The 16,530-nt window shown below is 32.2% G+C and carries 18 protein-coding genes; 11 read left to right on the top strand and 7 right to left on the bottom strand.

Annotated features, from left to right (window positions below; genetic code table 11):
- The first annotated feature begins 96 nt into the window (after positions 1-96).
- Positions 97-909, top strand: coding sequence for an alpha/beta fold hydrolase (locus tag PYW44_RS10810; RefSeq protein ID WP_021339603.1), 813 nt, complete (start codon positions 97-99; stop codon positions 907-909).
- Positions 910-1,175: 266 nt separating this feature from the next.
- Here PYW44_RS10810 and sarA read toward each other — a convergent pair whose 3' ends face one another.
- The 3 genes from sarA to PYW44_RS10795 all read right to left on the bottom strand — a co-directional run bounded on the left by sarA (position 1,176) and on the right by PYW44_RS10795 (position 3,897).
- A complete protein-coding gene (gene sarA / locus PYW44_RS10805; RefSeq protein WP_021339604.1) occupies positions 1,176-1,550 on the bottom strand; it encodes a global transcriptional regulator SarA in 375 nt (124 codons plus the stop codon).
- A 361-nt stretch (positions 1,551-1,911) separates the two neighbouring features.
- Complete coding sequence (locus tag PYW44_RS10800; protein ID WP_230621986.1) at positions 1,912-2,859, bottom strand: efflux RND transporter periplasmic adaptor subunit; 948 nt, start codon at positions 2,857-2,859, stop codon at positions 1,912-1,914.
- 108 nt (positions 2,860-2,967) lie between these two features.
- Positions 2,968-3,897, bottom strand: a complete 930-nt coding sequence (locus tag PYW44_RS10795; RefSeq protein WP_021339606.1) for a DMT family transporter — start codon at positions 3,895-3,897, stop codon at positions 2,968-2,970.
- Between the two features lie 230 nt (positions 3,898-4,127).
- Here PYW44_RS10795 and PYW44_RS10790 point away from each other — a divergent pair, with 230 nt between their 5' ends.
- Complete coding sequence (locus PYW44_RS10790) at positions 4,128-4,361, top strand: hypothetical protein (RefSeq protein ID WP_021339607.1); 234 nt, start codon at positions 4,128-4,130, stop codon at positions 4,359-4,361.
- Between the two features lie 140 nt (positions 4,362-4,501).
- On the opposite strand, the gene PYW44_RS10785 is transcribed toward PYW44_RS10790, so the two are convergent.
- Positions 4,502-4,720 (bottom strand): DUF2922 domain-containing protein, encoded by a 219-nt coding sequence (locus PYW44_RS10785; RefSeq protein ID WP_031266061.1) that lies wholly within the window; start codon positions 4,718-4,720, stop codon positions 4,502-4,504.
- 16 nt (positions 4,721-4,736) lie between these two features.
- Positions 4,737-4,943 (bottom strand): sigS mRNA-stabilizing protein SroA, encoded by a 207-nt coding sequence (sroA, locus tag PYW44_RS10780; protein ID WP_021339608.1) that lies wholly within the window; start codon positions 4,941-4,943, stop codon positions 4,737-4,739.
- A gap of 148 nt (positions 4,944-5,091) precedes the next feature.
- On the opposite strand from sroA, the gene PYW44_RS10775 reads away from it, so the two are divergent.
- The 9 genes from PYW44_RS10775 (at position 5,092) to PYW44_RS10735 (ending at position 13,990) form a co-directional block, all read left to right on the top strand.
- The gene (locus PYW44_RS10775) at positions 5,092-5,643 is read left to right on the top strand and encodes a tyrosine-type recombinase/integrase (protein WP_021339609.1); all 552 of its coding nucleotides are present in this window, start codon (positions 5,092-5,094) and stop codon (positions 5,641-5,643) included.
- Between the two features lie 23 nt (positions 5,644-5,666).
- Positions 5,667-8,063, top strand: coding sequence for a DUF4040 family protein (locus PYW44_RS10770; RefSeq protein ID WP_021339610.1), 2,397 nt, complete (start codon positions 5,667-5,669; stop codon positions 8,061-8,063).
- On the top strand, positions 8,050-8,475 hold the full coding sequence (gene mnhB2 / locus PYW44_RS10765; protein WP_002508405.1) for a Na+/H+ antiporter Mnh2 subunit B: 426 nt from the start codon (positions 8,050-8,052) through the stop codon (positions 8,473-8,475). Before PYW44_RS10770 ends, mnhB2 begins: the two co-directional genes overlap by 14 nt.
- Positions 8,472-8,822 (top strand): Na+/H+ antiporter Mnh2 subunit C, encoded by a 351-nt coding sequence (mnhC2, locus tag PYW44_RS10760; RefSeq protein ID WP_002508404.1) that lies wholly within the window; start codon positions 8,472-8,474, stop codon positions 8,820-8,822. Before mnhB2 ends, mnhC2 begins: the two co-directional genes overlap by 4 nt.
- Positions 8,809-10,314, top strand: coding sequence for a Na+/H+ antiporter Mnh2 subunit D (mnhD2, locus tag PYW44_RS10755; protein WP_021339611.1), 1,506 nt, complete (start codon positions 8,809-8,811; stop codon positions 10,312-10,314). The genes mnhC2 and mnhD2 overlap by 14 nt, the downstream gene beginning before the upstream one ends.
- Positions 10,314-10,796: a Na+/H+ antiporter Mnh2 subunit E gene (mnhE2, locus tag PYW44_RS10750; RefSeq protein WP_002508402.1), complete on the top strand. Its 483-nt coding sequence runs from the start codon at positions 10,314-10,316 to the stop codon at positions 10,794-10,796. The genes mnhD2 and mnhE2 overlap by 1 nt, the downstream gene beginning before the upstream one ends.
- Complete coding sequence (gene mnhF2 / locus PYW44_RS10745) at positions 10,793-11,095, top strand: Na+/H+ antiporter Mnh2 subunit F (protein ID WP_021339612.1); 303 nt, start codon at positions 10,793-10,795, stop codon at positions 11,093-11,095. Before mnhE2 ends, mnhF2 begins: the two co-directional genes overlap by 4 nt.
- Positions 11,070-11,516, top strand: coding sequence for a Na+/H+ antiporter subunit G (locus tag PYW44_RS10740; protein WP_002508400.1), 447 nt, complete (start codon positions 11,070-11,072; stop codon positions 11,514-11,516). The genes mnhF2 and PYW44_RS10740 overlap by 26 nt, the downstream gene beginning before the upstream one ends.
- A gap of 422 nt (positions 11,517-11,938) precedes the next feature.
- Positions 11,939-13,990, top strand: coding sequence for a cation:proton antiporter (locus tag PYW44_RS10735; protein ID WP_021339613.1), 2,052 nt, complete (start codon positions 11,939-11,941; stop codon positions 13,988-13,990).
- A 756-nt stretch (positions 13,991-14,746) separates the two neighbouring features.
- Here PYW44_RS10735 and mntC read toward each other — a convergent pair.
- Both mntC and PYW44_RS10725 read right to left on the bottom strand, forming a co-directional pair.
- A complete protein-coding gene (mntC, locus tag PYW44_RS10730) occupies positions 14,747-15,679 on the bottom strand; it encodes a manganese ABC transporter substrate-binding lipoprotein MntC (protein WP_021339614.1) in 933 nt (310 codons plus the stop codon).
- Complete coding sequence (locus PYW44_RS10725; protein ID WP_031266063.1) at positions 15,676-16,512, bottom strand: metal ABC transporter permease; 837 nt, start codon at positions 16,510-16,512, stop codon at positions 15,676-15,678. The genes mntC and PYW44_RS10725 overlap by 4 nt, the downstream gene beginning before the upstream one ends.
- Between the last annotated feature and the right edge of the window lie 18 nt (positions 16,513-16,530).

Genomic DNA, 16,530 nt, shown 5'->3' with positions numbered 1-16,530 from the left:
AAATTTATAAACGATATATTCTGACAAAAACAAAAATAGTAGCGTAATAAACACGAAATAAGGGTATATTACTTCTGAAAAGGGAGGTGGCCCATAATGATAAAAATCGAAACAAGTTGTAACAACGAGATAGCATATATCCGTGAGGGTCAAGGTTTTCCTGTTATATTAATACATGGACTAGATAGCAATATGGCTTCTTTATATAACTTGAAAGATGCATTGAAAAATAAATTTGATGTTATTGTTTACGATGTGAGAGGGCATGGTAAATCTTCTAAGCCGAACTCCTTTAATTTAGAAGATCATGTTGAAGATTTAAAAATATTAATGAAAAAATTAGAAGTTGAAGAAGCACATTTAATTGGACATGATATGGGTGGCTTAATAGCTAAAAGTTTTACTAACAAATATGAATCAATGGTGACATCATTAACTTTAATTACATCTAATCTTATAGACAGTGTACACGGGTTAAATAAATTAATGATAGAACATCAAGATGAAATAGAAGGCTTTGATAAATCTGAAGCACTTATTCTATTGTTACCGTATATGTATAAAAATCAAGGAAAAGCTAAAAAGTGGTTTCAAAATCAGCTCATTTATAGTAGACAATCAGCCGAAGATAGTGCTGTTGCGACAAGAGCAATAATGGGATTTCCAGTTTTTAATAAAGACATTGAGATTGAACATGTTAATGTTCCAACACTACTAGTTAATGGAAGATATGACCCCTTAAATATGGGAGAATCAACGGATAGATATAATCATGCGTTTCAAACTTTAACTATTTTAGAATTTAAGCAATCAGGTCATGCGCCACATATTGAAGAGCCCGATCATTTTGTGGAGGCATATTTAGATTTTATTGATGCTTTGAAATATCAAAAGAATGATTTAGTATAAAGGGGTTTTGCAAAGTCGTTATAAAATACACGTTGTTATTTTATAGAGCATAGATACTGCAATTTTTTTATTTTTTTATGAAATACTGTTGATATAATGTCTTAGGACTTTATCAGCGGTATTTTTTACTTTTTGTATGAAATGAAGATCTTGAAGTGGTGTTGATAACATGAGGTAAGTACATATAAAAAAGGGGAGTGGACATAAATACATGTCCACTCCCCTTTAAAAAATAAGTTGAATATATTATAGAAATTTAAATTAGCTTAAACTTCTTTTTCGTCGTTAGCTTCTTTAATTCGACTATTAACGCGAGTTAATAATTCATTGATTTTTTTACGTTGCTTAGTGTTAACTAAGATTAATACAGTTCTTTCATCTTGCTCATTACGTTTCTTATCAAAATAATCTTCTTGAGATAAGTTTTTAACAGCTTTAACAACTTGTGGTTGTTTGTAATTCAAGTGATTAATGATATCTTTTAAATAATATTCTTCACTTTCGTGCTCGCTAATATATGTTAATACAGCGAACTCCTCGAAACTTACTGAAAATTCTTTTTTGATAATACCTTTTAGTTTGTCAGCATATGTGACCATAGCTAATAATTCAAAGCAATCATTGATTTTGGTGATAGCCATCCTAATTCCTCCCTATTCTAAATGCCCAATCAAATATACATATTAATAATTTTTTTGTATGATTATTTGTCTTAATTCAAAGTTAAATACAAAGTGTTTGTCATAATTTGTGGCTCGATTATATTTAAGTGAAATATATTAAAACCACTATTATTTAGTTTATTATAACTAAATAAAAATAGAAAGTAAACAAAAACATGTTTAAGCGTTACGTTAATGATTTCTATTATTAATTCAATTCTTTAAATACCAATACACTAATCGAAATTTATTTTTCTGTTTTTAAATTTACCATAATATGATAAAAAGGCTAAATAATCTTATCATATTTTAAAATGATAACTTTTTATAACGTGTACGTCTAATTTTTAGACAGCACAGTATCGGCATTTCTAGCTATGACATCTCCTTGATTTAATCCTTCAAGAATTAGTACATCTTTGTTATTACCCGAATTTTGTGTTTTAATAACTCGTTTTATAAATTTTTTATTTCTTTGTATGAAAACAAATTGCTTATCATATATTGCTGTTTTGGGAACTTCAATAATGTGGTTAGGTATTTCTACTGTGAAATGTTTACCAAAAACAGCGGCAGAATTTGAATTTAGCTCAACTAAATATTTGGAATTTTTAGTTGATATGTCTATATTTATTGGGAAATTAGAAATATAATTCACTTCACCGTCAAATGTTTGCTGATTATTGTCTTTAATAGAAACTTTGTCTTTTAAATGAAGCTTATCAATTATCACTTCATCAACTTCAGCTTTGATTACTGTAGTAGGATCATAGATTTGCATAACAGGAGATTTAGTTTGATTAGACCATGATTGATTAATATGAACGATGCCAGACGCTGGAGCATAAACTGTGATACGAAGTTGTTCTTGGAGTTGTGCGATTTGATTTTGTAGACGTAATATTTCTGAATGTACCGGGGTAGTGGAGGATTTATTGTTTTGCTTTAATTGTGAAAGGTATTTTTGCTTGCTACTAATTTGATGTTCAATACGTGGATTATAATATTCAAACAGAGGCTGGTTTTTTTCTATTTTGTCATGTGACTTAACGAACCAATCGTTAATATAGCCTTTATGGGGCTCATAATGAACTGGAAATCGTTGAGCAGGCTCTTGCCTTCCTATAAAGGTATAGGGTTTGTTATAGGTTATTTTCAAAGTGTCAATATGATGCTCTGGTTTACTCGTGGTTATTTTAATTTTGAAATAGTAAAAACTTAGGGCGCCGATACTACAAAGTATTATCAACACAGTAAATAAAATAATGATTTTCTTCAATGATGTCACCTCTTGATGTATTGATGATTTGATTATACAGCGAAAAACAAAGAATTTGTTATAAAAAAAGAAGTCATTTACTAAATGTTAAAAGTAAATGACTCGAGTGAACAATTTTTAAAATAATCTCAATAAAATAATGCCAATCATTATAGCAATAATACCAAAAACTTTTCTCTTAGTAATTTTATTTTTGTAAGTGCCCAGCAAGCCGAAATGATCTATAATAACACCCATTAACATTTGACCTAGCATAACAATAATTGTAGTCAATGCAGCGCCCAAGTGAGGCATTAAAATAATGTTTGTAGTCACAAAAATCACACCAAGGATACCACCGATAAAGTAAATAGGTTTAAGACGACCTTCTCTAGGTGTGAAAGTAGCAAGTTTAAGACTTCTATTGAAAATTAAAGTCAAAATAAATAATACAATTGTACCTACTGTAAATGATATCAGTGAAGCCATTACTGAGGAATTTATTTGTTGACCCAATGCGCTATTAATAGCAGTTTGAATAGGTGGACAGAAGCCAAATATAAACCCAATAAACAACCAAATATAAATTGAACTATTTTTATTTTTGTCTTTAGGGTTTCTGCGAACATAATTCATCAGAATGATACCGAAAATTAAAAATATAATACCCAGTACTTTAAATGCTGTGAAGGCTTCTTTATCAGCTCCAAACCAGCCAAATGTGTCGATTGTCACACCCATAATGATTTGACCAGCTACAGTGAGCACTACAGTAAGAGATGCACCTAAACGGGGTAAAAGGAGTAAGTTCCCAGTTAGGAAAATGACGCCAAGCATACCGCCGACAAACCATATGTAACTAAAAGATTGGTTACTGTAAAATTGTGCTGTAAAAACATGAGGATTAGTTATAAGATTGAGTATGATTAAAAAGATTGTACCTGTTGCAAATGAGATTGTTGACGCATAGAATGAAGACTTTGTATAAAGGCTTAGTCTAGAATTAATTGAAGTTTGGAACGGAACAACCATACCTGCGATAATCCCAATAATATATAAAAGAAACATTAAATCACGCTTTCTATTAGGATAATTACATTATATAGGAAAGGTTATGCTTTTCCTATGTTTAAATTCTTTAAAAGAAAATAGCTTTTTAGTTTATTATGATGTACACAACACACAAAATATAATAGAATACGTATGTTAATGGTTTTTGGGAAATAAGATTAACAACTATGAAGTAATAATAACTTTATAATAATAAAAGCTTTTGAAGAAGTGAGTGACTAATTATATTGAAACAGCTTTCCATAATTCGACTAACAGATGAGGAAACTTTTTTTGTTGGGGCAGGAAGTAATGATGGCATTAAGAAAAATCAATTTATAGAAGTGTTGAATCCAAGAAGATCTTATAAAAATTTAGCTCAAATTGTTGAAGTGTATAATAAATATGCAATATGCAAGAAGTTAGGTAAGAAAAAGATATTTTTTGGTGATACGGTTAGATTAAGACCCTATAGAGATTAATGGTATAAATCAATAATAGTGAGATTAATTGGTGGGCAGTTTAAAACGTCAATTATTCTGTGTAAAAAGAAGGCCTGAAACAATTGTTTCAAGCCTTTTTTAGTTAATCACCTAAGTAAATATATTTATAATAGAATTAACTAATTTTCAAATAGAACATTGGTTGTCTTATCTATAATATGCGCAGAATGAACTTTTGTAGGGATGCCTGTTTTTGGTCTCAAAATATCAAGCGTGATTAATTTATTCATTCCTTCCTTAACCGTACCTTCGTTTACCGAATGTTCGATCTTAGGTATTTGCAATTTGATTGTTTTATTCACAGCATCATTGAAAATAAGTTCTAATGTTTGGGACATCATTTCTTTCTCCTCCTTAATTAATTGTTTCAGTTTTAATAACTTCGATAGTGTCAAAGTGCTTACCAGTAATTTGCTCAATAATAGACTTGAAGCTTTTTATTTGTTCTGGCGTTGCTTCGGTATTTAAATTTGCGAAATGACGCTTGAACTTTGAAGCTTTTCCATCTTGATCATACAAAACGCGAGTTAATGTGACTCCAAGCTGTTTGATTTGATTCATTTGCTTAACCTCCTTTCACTATATATATCGAATAAACATCCTAAAATGGTCAAAATTTTTTTGGGAAATTCGGTTTAAATACTTCCATGTGACATAAATATCATATATCATTAAATAAGAAACATTCAATTTGTTAAGAGGTGAATATATGAATCAAGTGGACCCTATAAGGGATATAAAAGAGATAAAGTCTATGTATGAAGTATTAAGTAATAAGTCGAAACGAGATTATTTATTATTCAAGTTTGCAATACATACTGGCGTTAAACTTTCCGAACTACTAAATCTTTGTGTGTCAGACGTCAAAGACGAACACGATGATATTAAGCAGTATTGGCTAGAGGACCATGCTCCCAATATTCATATTAGATTACCCGACACGTTGAGGAATGAATTAATGATCTTTATTACAGAAGAAGATCTGAAAAATGATGAGCTATTGTTTCGATCAAATAGAACTTTAAAAGGTCTATCAAGACAACAAGCATATCGTATTATCCATGTTGCAGCTGAAGAGTTAGGCATGTTACATATTGGTTTGACGACGTTAAGAAAGACATTTGCTTATCATGCTTATCAATCTGGTATATCTATTTCTATTATTCAAAAATATTTAGGTCATCAAACAACTTTTGAAACGATGAAATTCATAGGTATTTCTGCAAAGACTACTAAAACAACAATAGCTTTAAATTTATAAAATATAATTAAAGGAGGGATATGATGAGCTTAATATATTTACTGGGTGCCTTGATTATAATCATGGTAGCGGTATTGTGCACACTAATAAATCCTAAATTCCAGCGATTTGCAGGTCAAATTGCTTTAATTGCACCGATTATTTCTTCGATTTACTTTTTATGGCAAATACCTCAAGTGATGGCAGGACATTTTGTAACGGTTAAGATACCGTGGCTGACACTCTTAGATATCAATATTGATTTTAGATTAGATGGATTGAGTTTATTCTTCAGTTTATTAATTTCACTCATTGGTTTAGCCGTATTTTACTACGCAACTCAATATTTATCTAAAGAACATGACAATTTACCACGTTTTTATGTATATTTATTACTTTTTATGCTCAGTATGTTAGGTATCGTTACTGCTAACAATACGATTCTTATGTATGTGTTTTGGGAGTTAACAAGTGTATCTTCGTTCTTGCTTATTGCCTATTGGTACAATAAAGGTGATAGTCAATTTGGGGCCATACAATCATTTATGATTACAGTCTTTGGTGGTTTGGCATTATTAGCAGGTTTCATTATGATTTATACTGTAACAGGAACAAATTCAATAACTTCAATTATTGAACAGAGTGATAAAATTGCCCAGAGTGACTTGTTTATACCTATTATTATTCTCATTTTAATAGGGGCATTTACAAAGTCAGCTCAATTTCCATTTCACATTTGGTTACCGAAAGCGATGGCTGCTCCAACACCAGTAAGTGCGTATCTACATTCGGCAACAATGGTTAAAGCAGGTATATTCTTGCTATTTAGATTTACACCTGTATTAGGTTTAAGTGATTTCTATATTTATTGTGTGACATTCGTTGGTTTAATCACAATGATTTTTGGCGCAATCAATGCGATACGTCAAGTCGATATGAAAGCAATATTAGCTTATTCTACAATTAGTCAACTAGGTATGATTGTATCAATGGTAGGACTAGGTGGAGGGTTTGCTCAACATCCAACAGGTGAACTTTCTAAAATTTATGGTTTAATACTGTTCGCAGCTTTATTCCATTTAATGAATCATGCTTTGTTTAAAGGTGCGCTGTTTATGGGTGTAGGTATTATTGACCATGAGACAGGTACAAGAGATATTCGTCGCTTATCAGGTTTAAGAAAAGTGTTTCCCATTACACATATAATAATGTTACTTTCTGCTTTATCGATGGCAGGTATTCCATTTTTAAATGGCTTCTTGAGTAAGGAAATGTTCTTTGACGGACTTGTGAGCGCACACCAATTACCCCAATTCAATATATTCCTTACGGTAATTATTGCGGTGATAGGCGTTGTAGCAAGTATATTTACTTTGATTTATGCAGTTTACTTGATTAAGGAAGTTTTCTGGGGAGACTATCAGAAAGCAGATTTACCGATAAAAAATCCGCATGAACCATTCATGTTCACACTACCTTCTGCAATTATGATGATTTTGTTACCGATTATATTCTTTGTTCCAAATATATTTGGACATTATATTATTTTACCGGCGTTACGAAGTATCACAATTGGAGAAAATGTAGATAAAATAGCGCCACATGTATCGCAGTGGCACGGATTTAATTTACCGTTGATTTTAAGTTTGATTGTAATGATTGTTGGCTTCACAGCAGCATTTAAAATCGATTGGAAAAAATATGCTAATAAGATTAAAGTAACATCAATTACAGATCTATATTTAGGGTCATATAAACAATTTGAACATTATTCAGGATATGGAATCCGTAGCTTAATGAATAACCGTTTAAATCATTACATCACATTAACTTTACTTATTTTTATAATGGTTGTGGTATATGGAGTTATTCAAACAGGATTTCCAAAAGTGCAACAAATTCATGTGAGTGAATTTGGTCCGTTAGAAGTGATCACATTAATTGTTGTATTTGTACTAGGTATTGCTTTAACATTTATACGTCAACGTTTAACAATGGTTATTTTAAATGGAATTATCGGTTATTGTGTAACGATATTCTTTATTTTAATGAAAGCACCAGATTTAGCATTAACACAATTAGTTGTCGAAACGATTACAACAATATTATTTATTGTTAGTTTCTCAAGACTACCCAACGTACCGCGTACAAAAGTTCACAAAAAACGTGAAGCGGTCAAAATTATTGTATCGCTATTGATGGCAGTGATTGTAGTCATGCTTGTATTTATTGCACAACAAAGTGACTCGATGCCTACAATTTCGACATTTTACCATGATGCATATGAGTTGTCAGGCGGCAAAAACATTGTAAATTCCATTCTTGGTGACTTCCGTGCACTAGATACTTTATTTGAAGGTATGGTGCTCATCATTGCTGGTTTAGGAATTTATACATTACTTAACTTTAAAGAACGGAGGGGTCAAGATGAAAGAGAATGATGTTGTATTACGAACGGTAACCAAGATTGTCGTTTTTATATTGTTAACTTTTGGATTTTATCTGTTTTTGGCAGGTCATAATAATCCAGGTGGCGGCTTTATTGGTGGTCTTGTATTTAGCTCAGCATTTATTTTAATGTTCTTGGCCTTCGATGTTAAACAAGTGTTAGTTGCTTTGCCTTTAGATTTTAGAATATTAATGATCATAGGTTCATTAGTTTCTTTTGCTACTGCAGTTGTACCTATGTTTTTTGGTAAACCGTTCCTTTACCAAACTGACGCATATGTACAATTACCTTTGTTAGGTGAAGTCCATTTAACGACCGTAACGTTATTTGAAGCAGGTATTGTATTATCTGTTGTAGGTGTTGTCGTAACGGTTATGTTATCTATAAGTGGTGGTCGATCATGAATCTTATATTATTAATGGTTATTGGCTTTTTAATATTTATCGGAACGTATATGATATTATCAGTCAATTTAATAAGAATCGTTATAGGTATATCTATTTACACACATGCAGGCAATTTAATTATTATGAGTATGGGTCAGTATGGCAAGAATATGGTTGAACCTTTGATAGGAGAAGGCAGTAAAAACTTTGTTGATCCTTTATTACAGGCAATTGTGTTAACGGCGATTGTAATTGGCTTTGCAATGACAGCTTTTCTATTAGTACTTGTATATAGAACGTATCGTGTAACAAAAGAAGATGAAATTGATGTATTGAGAGGTGATGACGACGATGCTAATGAGTAATTTATTAATACTACCGTTACTTCTCCCAGCAGTTTGTGCATTAGCCCTTGTCTTCATCCGTACTAACAGCAGATTGTCTCGAATTTTTTCAATTGGAACGATGGCTGTTACAACCGTTATTTCATTGTTCTTATTAATTCACGTAATGTATAACAAACCTATTGCCTTAGATTTTGGAGGATGGGAAGCACCTTTTGGTATTCAATTTGTTGGTGATTCATTAAGTTTATTGATGGTTACTACATCCAGTTTCGTTGTTACGTTAATTATGGCTTATGGTTTTGGTAGAACAGAGAAAAGAGCAATACGCTATTATCTACCAAGTTTCATCTTATTCTTAACTGTAGGTGTTATAGGTTCATTTTTAACAGCTGACTTATTCAATATATATGTCATGTTTGAAGTTATGTTATTGGCATCCTTCGTACTTATCACATTAGGACAATCAATTGAGCAATTACGTGCTGCAATTATTTATGTGGTACTTAATATACTTGGATCATGGTTGTTACTTCTAGGTATTGGGTTGCTTTATAAAATGACAGGTACGTTAAACTTTGCTCTTGTAGCACAGCGATTGAATGAGATGAATGACAAAAGTGCTATAACGATTGTGTCTATGGTCTTTTTAATTGCCTTTGGTGCTAAAGCAGCATTAGTGCTCTTTATGTGGTTACCTAAAGCCTATGCAGTTTTAAATACAGAACTTGCAGCACTGTTTGCAGCATTAATGACTAAAGTAGGGGCTTACGCATTAATCCGGTTCTTTACATTGATTTTTGATGGTCATGAAGGCATTACGCATCCACTACTGGTATTTTTAGCTTGTATTACAATGCTGATTGGAGCATTTGGCGTACTTGCTTATCGTGATATTAAAAAGATTGCAGCATATCAAGTTATACTTTCAATTGGATTTATCATATTAGGATTAGGATCAAATACCTACGCTGGTGTCAATGGCGCTATTTTCTATTTAGCCAATGACATTGTCGTTAAGACATTGCTATTCTTTATTATTGGTAGTTTAGTCTATATTACTGGATACAGACAATATAGAAATTTAAATGGTCTAGCCAAACAAGAACCATTTTTTGGTGTGGCTTTTGTAGTTATGATCTTAGCTATCGGAGGCGTACCACCATTTAGTGGTTTCCCTGGTAAAGTATTCATTTTTAAAGGTGCTATAGAAAATGGTAATTATATTGGCTTAGCTTTAATGATAATTACAAGTTTAATTGCAATGTTTAGCTTGTTCAGAATCTTCTTTACGATGTATCTAGGTAATGAGAAGAAAGCTGAAGAAACAGAATTTAAAAAGATACCTACGTATCGTAAAGGTCTCATTGGGATATTGACAGCAGTGATACTCGCTATGGGACTTGCAGCGCCATTGATTTTCAAAGTGACAGATAATGCGACACATTTAAATATGGATGATGGACTATATGAAAAAATGGTTAACCCTCATTTAGTGAAGGAGGATAAATAATGCAACAAGTCTTGCTTAATATTGTCATTGCTTTTTTATGGGTGCTTTTTCAAGATGAAGAATCTTTTAAAGCATCAACGTTCTCCTCAGGTTATCTTATTGGCTTATTAGTTATCTATATTTTACACCGCTTTTTTGGACAGCAATTTTATCTGAAAAAAGTTTGGGTAACGATTAAATTTTTAGCTGTTTATCTATATCAACTAGTCACGTCTAGTATGACAACAATCAATTATATATTATTTAAAACTAAAGATTTAAATCCGGGCTTGGTAACTTATGAAACAACGTTAAGTAGTGATTGGGAAGTTAGCTTTTTAACAATTTTAATTATTATAACGCCTGGTTCAACAGTAATTAGAATCTCAAAAGAAAAACAAAAGTTCTTTATACACGCAATTGATGTGTCAGACAAAGAAAAACAAAAATTGTTAAAAAGTATTAGACAATATGAAGGACTCATATTGGAGGTGGCAGAATGATAGAATCCCTTATTGATTTTTTCATTACAAGTGCTCTGATTTTGTTTGGAATTGCATTATTATTAACTTTATTTAGATTGATTAAAGGACCAACAACTGCTGATAGGGTAGTTGCTTTTGATACCGCAAGTGCCATACTTATGTCTATGGTAGGTATGCTCAGTATTGTCTTTGGTACATTCTCGTTCCTTGATTCAATTCTATTAATCGCTATTATTTCATTTGTAAGCACCGTTTCCATTTCTAGATTTATAGAAGGGGGGCACGTCTTCAATGCAAATAACAAGCGAAATCGTTAATTTAATCGCAGCATTTATGATGTTTTTAGGAAGTATTATCGCATTAATAAGTGCAATAGGTTTAATAAAATTTCAAGATGTATTTTTACGAAGTCACGCATCGACTAAAAGTTCTACACTTTCAGTATTACTGACACTTGTAGGCGTTATTATCTATTTTATTTCTTCACAAGGTTATTTAAGCGTGCGACTTATTTTGGCATTGGTGTTTATTAATTTAACGTCGCCAGTCGGAGGACACTTAATATCACGTGCCGCTTATCGTACAGGGGCTTACATGTATCGTAAAAGTGACGCGCCAAGACAAACAAATATATTGTTGAGTTCTAAAGAAAATAATACATTTGATATGTTGAAAAAACGTGCAGAAGATCGTGAAGAACGAAGACGTAAAACATATGAAAAAGAACACGATTACTAATATATAAATTCTAAAAAATGATGAGGTTGGGACATAAGTATATGTCGCAGCCTCATCATTTTTTAGTTGTCTCGAACGCGTATGCATCAGGGCTATTTTGTATATGCATTCTATTGTGATTTTAATATTAAATTAGGCAATACTATTTAATTGTGCATTAGACTGTATATGAGAGTTATAAAAGAAAATTCAACTCCCCAAGTGTAATACGTTTAAGCAAAGGGTAAAAAAATGATAAAATAATATATATTTGTAATTGTGTTAATTTTAAAAATATTAATCAAATAGGTGATAGGGGTTATACTATTTGTTATTAAGTGTAAGAGTTTGAGACACGGTATGTTCATTTAAAAAACGATATTATTTATTGTTTCAACCTCAACAATTATGAAAAAATAATTAAGTTGAAAAGAGGTGAAACCTTGCAAATATTTGAGACGATACTCATTTTTTTAGCACTAGTAATCGTTAGCTCACTTGTACACATTTTTATACCGAAAGTACCTTTAGCTTTTATTCAAATTATACTCGGTATGTTGGTGTATGTGATTCCTGTACCTGTTGAACTTCATTTCGATTCAGAACTGTTTATGGTTGCATTAATTGCACCATTACTTTTTGTAGAAGGGGTTAAGGTTTCGCGTGTCCACTTAAGGCGTTATATTAAACCGGTACTAATGATGGCATTAGGTTTAGTCATTACTACTGTAATTGTAGTAGGGCTTTTTGTTCATTGGATTTGGCCGGAATTACCAATGGCTGCAGCTTTTGCGCTTGCTGCGATATTATGCCCTACAGATGCTGTTGCAGTTCAAGCTATTACAAATGGGAAAGTGTTACCAAAAGGATCTATGACAATTTTAGAGGGTGAGTCACTTTTAAATGATGCTGCGGGTATCATATCTTTTAAAATTGCTGTAGCAGCACTTGTTACAGGTGCGTTTTCAGTGACGCATGCTGTTGAACAATTTCTTGTTTCTTCAATAGGCGGTTTTATTGTTGGGCTTCTTATTGGGGTAGCTTTAGTAAGATTTAGAGTAACGTTATCTAGACGTGGTATTGAAAATATTAATATGTTCACTTTTATACAGCTTGTTACACCTTTTGTGACATATATTGTGGCAGAAATGTTTCATGCATCAGGTATCATTGCTGCTGTAGTGGCAGGTTTAGTACATGGTTTTGAGCGTGACCGTATTGCTCAAGCACGTACGAGATTGCAAATGAGTTATAACCACACCTGGAATATATTAGGTTATGCATTAAATGGTTTTGTATTTTCTATTTTAGGATACTTAATACCTGAAGTAGTAGGAAGAATTATAGAAAATGAACCTCATAATTTAATTTTCTTAATTGTCGTTACTTGTTTAATTGCACTTGCGATATATTTATTTAGATTTTTATGGGTATTCATATTATATCCTTACTTTTACTTACCAGTCAGTCCATTCCAAAAAATGATTTCTTATAATGAAGATAATCAGAAACCGACAGAAGCACCTCCAAAACGTGGCATGTATGCGTTTGTCATGACGGTGTGCGGCGTTCATGGCACAATTTCGTTAGCAATTGCCTTAACTCTACCGTATGTGTTAGCAGATCATCATTCTTTTGTTTTTAGAGATGATTTACTTTTTATAGCATCTGGAATGGTGATTATTAGTTTGATTGTTGCGCAATTTGTCTTACCATTAGTTACACCAAATGCTGAAAAACCGAAACAAAAAGGAATGAGTTTCAAGCAGGCACGTGTTTTAATATTAGAAAAAGTCATTGATAATTTAAATCAAATGTCATCTGTGGAATCTAGTTTTCAATATGGTAATGTAATCAAGGATTATCATGAGAAATTAGCATTTTTAAAAACTGTGGAAAACGAAGATGAAAATACGAAGGAACTTCAAAGACTACAAAATATTGCATTTGCGGTTGAAAATAATACATTAAACGGTTTAGTAGAGAATGGTGATATTACTACTAATGTTCTAGAAAACTATATGCGTTATTCTGAACGTACGCAAGTCTATAAGCAAGCTTCGTTACTTCAACGTATAAAAGTTGAACTTAGAGCAATGATTTTAAAACGCAGAATTAAACGTAAAGTTAAGACCAATGCAGCTACTTCATTATCCATCATTGACAACTTGCGAGAAATCTCTAATGTTATGCGTACAGTACATTATCGCGTCGTAAGTCGTTTAGCTAAAGAAACAACTGAAGATAATAAATTAGAAGTAGGTATGATCTGTGATAGTTATCTTATACGTATAGATAACTTAACGCCGTCTAATTTCTTTAATGCAAAAAGCGAGAATTCAATAACAAAAATTAAATTAACGGCGCTTAAAGAACAACGCCGTGTATTGAATCAAATGGTTGAAGATGAAGAGGTAAGCGAAGTTACTGCTTTAAAAATACGTGAAGCAATAAATTATGATGAAATGATTATTGTAGATAGTTTAACGGATTAATGAATGATTCTTAAATAGCATGAGGGAGTGGGACAGAAATCTAATTTTTCTAACAAGATTTCGTCGTATGAGCCAACCCAGCAAAGCTAACTAGAAAATGGAATACAAGAGCTTAATATAACCGCATTTTCAGTTCAGTCAGCCACCGCTAATATAATAATTGAGACTGAGACATGTATTTTGTCTCAGCCTCTCAGAGTGTCGACAAAGTCTCCGACTTTGTTGGCACTTTTTTTACGCTTTCCACGGGCACAGCACTCAGCCTGTATTCTTCGGCTCAAATTACTGACATTTTTAAACAGTAATAATATATTTAAATTAAATAATGGAAGATCATCAATAGACCCTGTAATACTAATGTAGATATTACTTATTCAAAAGTTATTTAGAATAACATCAATGAGTTAAACGATTGAGTAATACATTCTTAAAGGCGAATGTATAAGCGAAACTAATTTCCTTGTAGGAGATTAAGGAACGCCTGAGCTGTTGTAGTGGATCACATATGCTAAAGCATATGTGTAAGACTTACTAATCGCAATGAATTGGAAAGTAAGTCTTTATGCATAAGCGAAACTAACTTCCTTTTAGGAAGAAGTTTCGCTAAAAAAAAGCTCCATCAATGGGGGAGGAATCTACCATTGATGGAGCTAAGGAGATGATTTAAGGCTTGAATAGCCCCATGCCGTACGTTATAAGGAGGGTAACGAACGACATGGGGCTATTCACCTATAATAGGTTAAATAGCCTATCGACTTATTCCATGCTGCCATGTACTGTTTCGATATTTTCTTTCATCATATTGTAATAAGAATCACCTTTAGACCCTTTTTCACCGATTGAATCAGTAAATACTTCGCCAAAGATGTCTTTTTTCGTTTCTTCGCTTAAACTTTGCATACTCTTCTTATCAACGCTTGTTTCAACAAGTAAATGCTTCAAATTATTATCTTTTACAAATTGAACTGCTTGTTTCATTTGCTCAGGTGTACCTTGCTTTTCAGTATTAATTTCCCAAATATAACCAGGTTTGATGTCATATTGTTTAGAGAAATATTTGAAGGCACCTTCACTTGTGATCATTGCGCGTTGCTCTTTAGGAATATCATTGAATTTATCATGACTTTCTTTATTAAGTTGTTCTAGTTCTCCAAGATACTTTTCGCTTTGAGCTTTGATTTCGTCATTATGTTTTTTATCGTGTTTTAATATTGTATCTTTGATTGTTTCAACATATTTAATACCATTGTCTAAACTTAACCAAGCATGAGGGTCTTGTTTTGATTTGTCACCTTCGCCACCTTCTAAATACAGTGGTTTTACATTTTCAGAAGGTCTTACTACAGAATCATCTTTAGTTGACTTATTGGCTTGACTTAATGCTTTTTCAAACCAGCCATTTCCTGTTTCTAAGTTCAAACCGTTATAAAAAATAACATCTGCATCAGTTAGTGCTTTGATGTCTTTAGGCTTAACTTCATATTCGTGAGGGTCTTGGCCAATTGGCACAATACTATGTATTTCAACATTATCACCGGCAGTATTTTTGACCATATCGTATAATATTGAATTTGTCGTAACAATTTTTAATTTATCATTTGAAGCTGTATCGCTTTTTTCATTGCTCCCATTGCTACATGCACTTAAAAAAAGGATGAAAACGAGTGCAATTGCTATTATTTTTTTCATATAGTTTGTCCCTTCTTATTAAAAATTTGTAATTTACTTAATATAAAAATAACGATGTAAATCAAGAATGCGCATAATACAATTGTTGCGCCACTTGGCAAATTATAAAGATAGCTGAAATAGAGGCCAACAATCGCGCTGATTGTACTAAAAAGACTTGATATAATCATCATTGTATGTAATTTTTTTGCAATTAAAAACGCTGCTGAGGCTGGCGTAATTAATAACGCGACAACTAAAATAATGCCGACAGTTTGAATACTCGCTACAATTACAAGTGATAGTAATAACATTACAAAATAGTGAGTTATAGTGGTGTTTAGACCACTCATTCGGCTAAATACTGGATCAAATGTTGAGACCATTAACGGTCTGTAGAATAGTATGATTAATATCATAACCAGTACACCAACAACAATTGTTGACCAAAATGTTGATTGAGTTACAGCGAGTAAGTTACCAAATAATATATGGTATAAGTCAGTGGTACTGTTAATCAAACTGATTAAAATAATACCCATCGCTAAAAATGCTGTAAAACTGATACCGATAGCAGCGTCAGGTTTGGTTTTACTATTTTTCGTAATAAAGCCAATGAAGATGCTGGCAATCATACCTGTGATTAATGCCCCAATAAACATAGGGATATTGAATAAGAAAGATAGGGCGACACCAGGTAACACAGCATGACTCATTGCGTCACCCATTAGCGAAAGTCCTCTAAGGACGATGAGACAGCCAACTGTACCACATACAATTCCAACTACGATTGAAATAATTAAGGCATTGCTTAAAAATTTATAATCGAGTAAATGTTGAACGAATTCCATAATAAATTTATCTCCTTTCTG

This window comes from Staphylococcus equorum, assembly GCF_029024965.1.
Taxonomy (GTDB): Bacteria; Bacillota; Bacilli; order Staphylococcales; family Staphylococcaceae; genus Staphylococcus; species Staphylococcus equorum.
Note: the sequence above shows the minus strand (reverse complement) of the source record. Positions and strands in the feature narration are given on the sequence as shown.

Bases quoted from the DNA above. Each gene is read 5' to 3' on its own strand.
- PYW44_RS10810 (WP_021339603.1), top strand. From the start codon at position 97: ATGATAAAAATCGAAACAAGTTGTAACAACGAGATAGCATATATCCGT.
- sarA (WP_021339604.1), bottom strand. From the start codon at position 1,550: ATGGCTATCACCAAAATCAATGATTGCTTTGAATTATTAGCTATGGTC.
- PYW44_RS10795 (WP_021339606.1), bottom strand. From the start codon at position 3,897: ATGTTTCTTTTATATATTATTGGGATTATCGCAGGTATGGTTGTTCCG.
- PYW44_RS10785 (WP_031266061.1), bottom strand. From the start codon at position 4,720: ATGTCCCAAACATTAGAACTTATTTTCAATGATGCTGTGAATAAAACA.
- sroA (WP_021339608.1), bottom strand. From the start codon at position 4,943: ATGAATCAAATCAAACAGCTTGGAGTCACATTAACTCGCGTTTTGTAT.
- PYW44_RS10775 (WP_021339609.1), top strand. From the start codon at position 5,092: ATGAATCAAGTGGACCCTATAAGGGATATAAAAGAGATAAAGTCTATG.
- PYW44_RS10770 (WP_021339610.1), top strand. From the start codon at position 5,667: ATGAGCTTAATATATTTACTGGGTGCCTTGATTATAATCATGGTAGCG.
- mnhB2 (WP_002508405.1), top strand. From the start codon at position 8,050: ATGAAAGAGAATGATGTTGTATTACGAACGGTAACCAAGATTGTCGTT.
- mnhC2 (WP_002508404.1), top strand. From the start codon at position 8,472: ATGAATCTTATATTATTAATGGTTATTGGCTTTTTAATATTTATCGGA.
- mnhD2 (WP_021339611.1), top strand. From the start codon at position 8,809: ATGCTAATGAGTAATTTATTAATACTACCGTTACTTCTCCCAGCAGTT.
- mnhE2 (WP_002508402.1), top strand. From the start codon at position 10,314: ATGCAACAAGTCTTGCTTAATATTGTCATTGCTTTTTTATGGGTGCTT.
- mnhF2 (WP_021339612.1), top strand. From the start codon at position 10,793: ATGATAGAATCCCTTATTGATTTTTTCATTACAAGTGCTCTGATTTTG.
- PYW44_RS10740 (WP_002508400.1), top strand. From the start codon at position 11,070: ATGCAAATAACAAGCGAAATCGTTAATTTAATCGCAGCATTTATGATG.
- mntC (WP_021339614.1), bottom strand. From the start codon at position 15,679: ATGAAAAAAATAATAGCAATTGCACTCGTTTTCATCCTTTTTTTAAGT.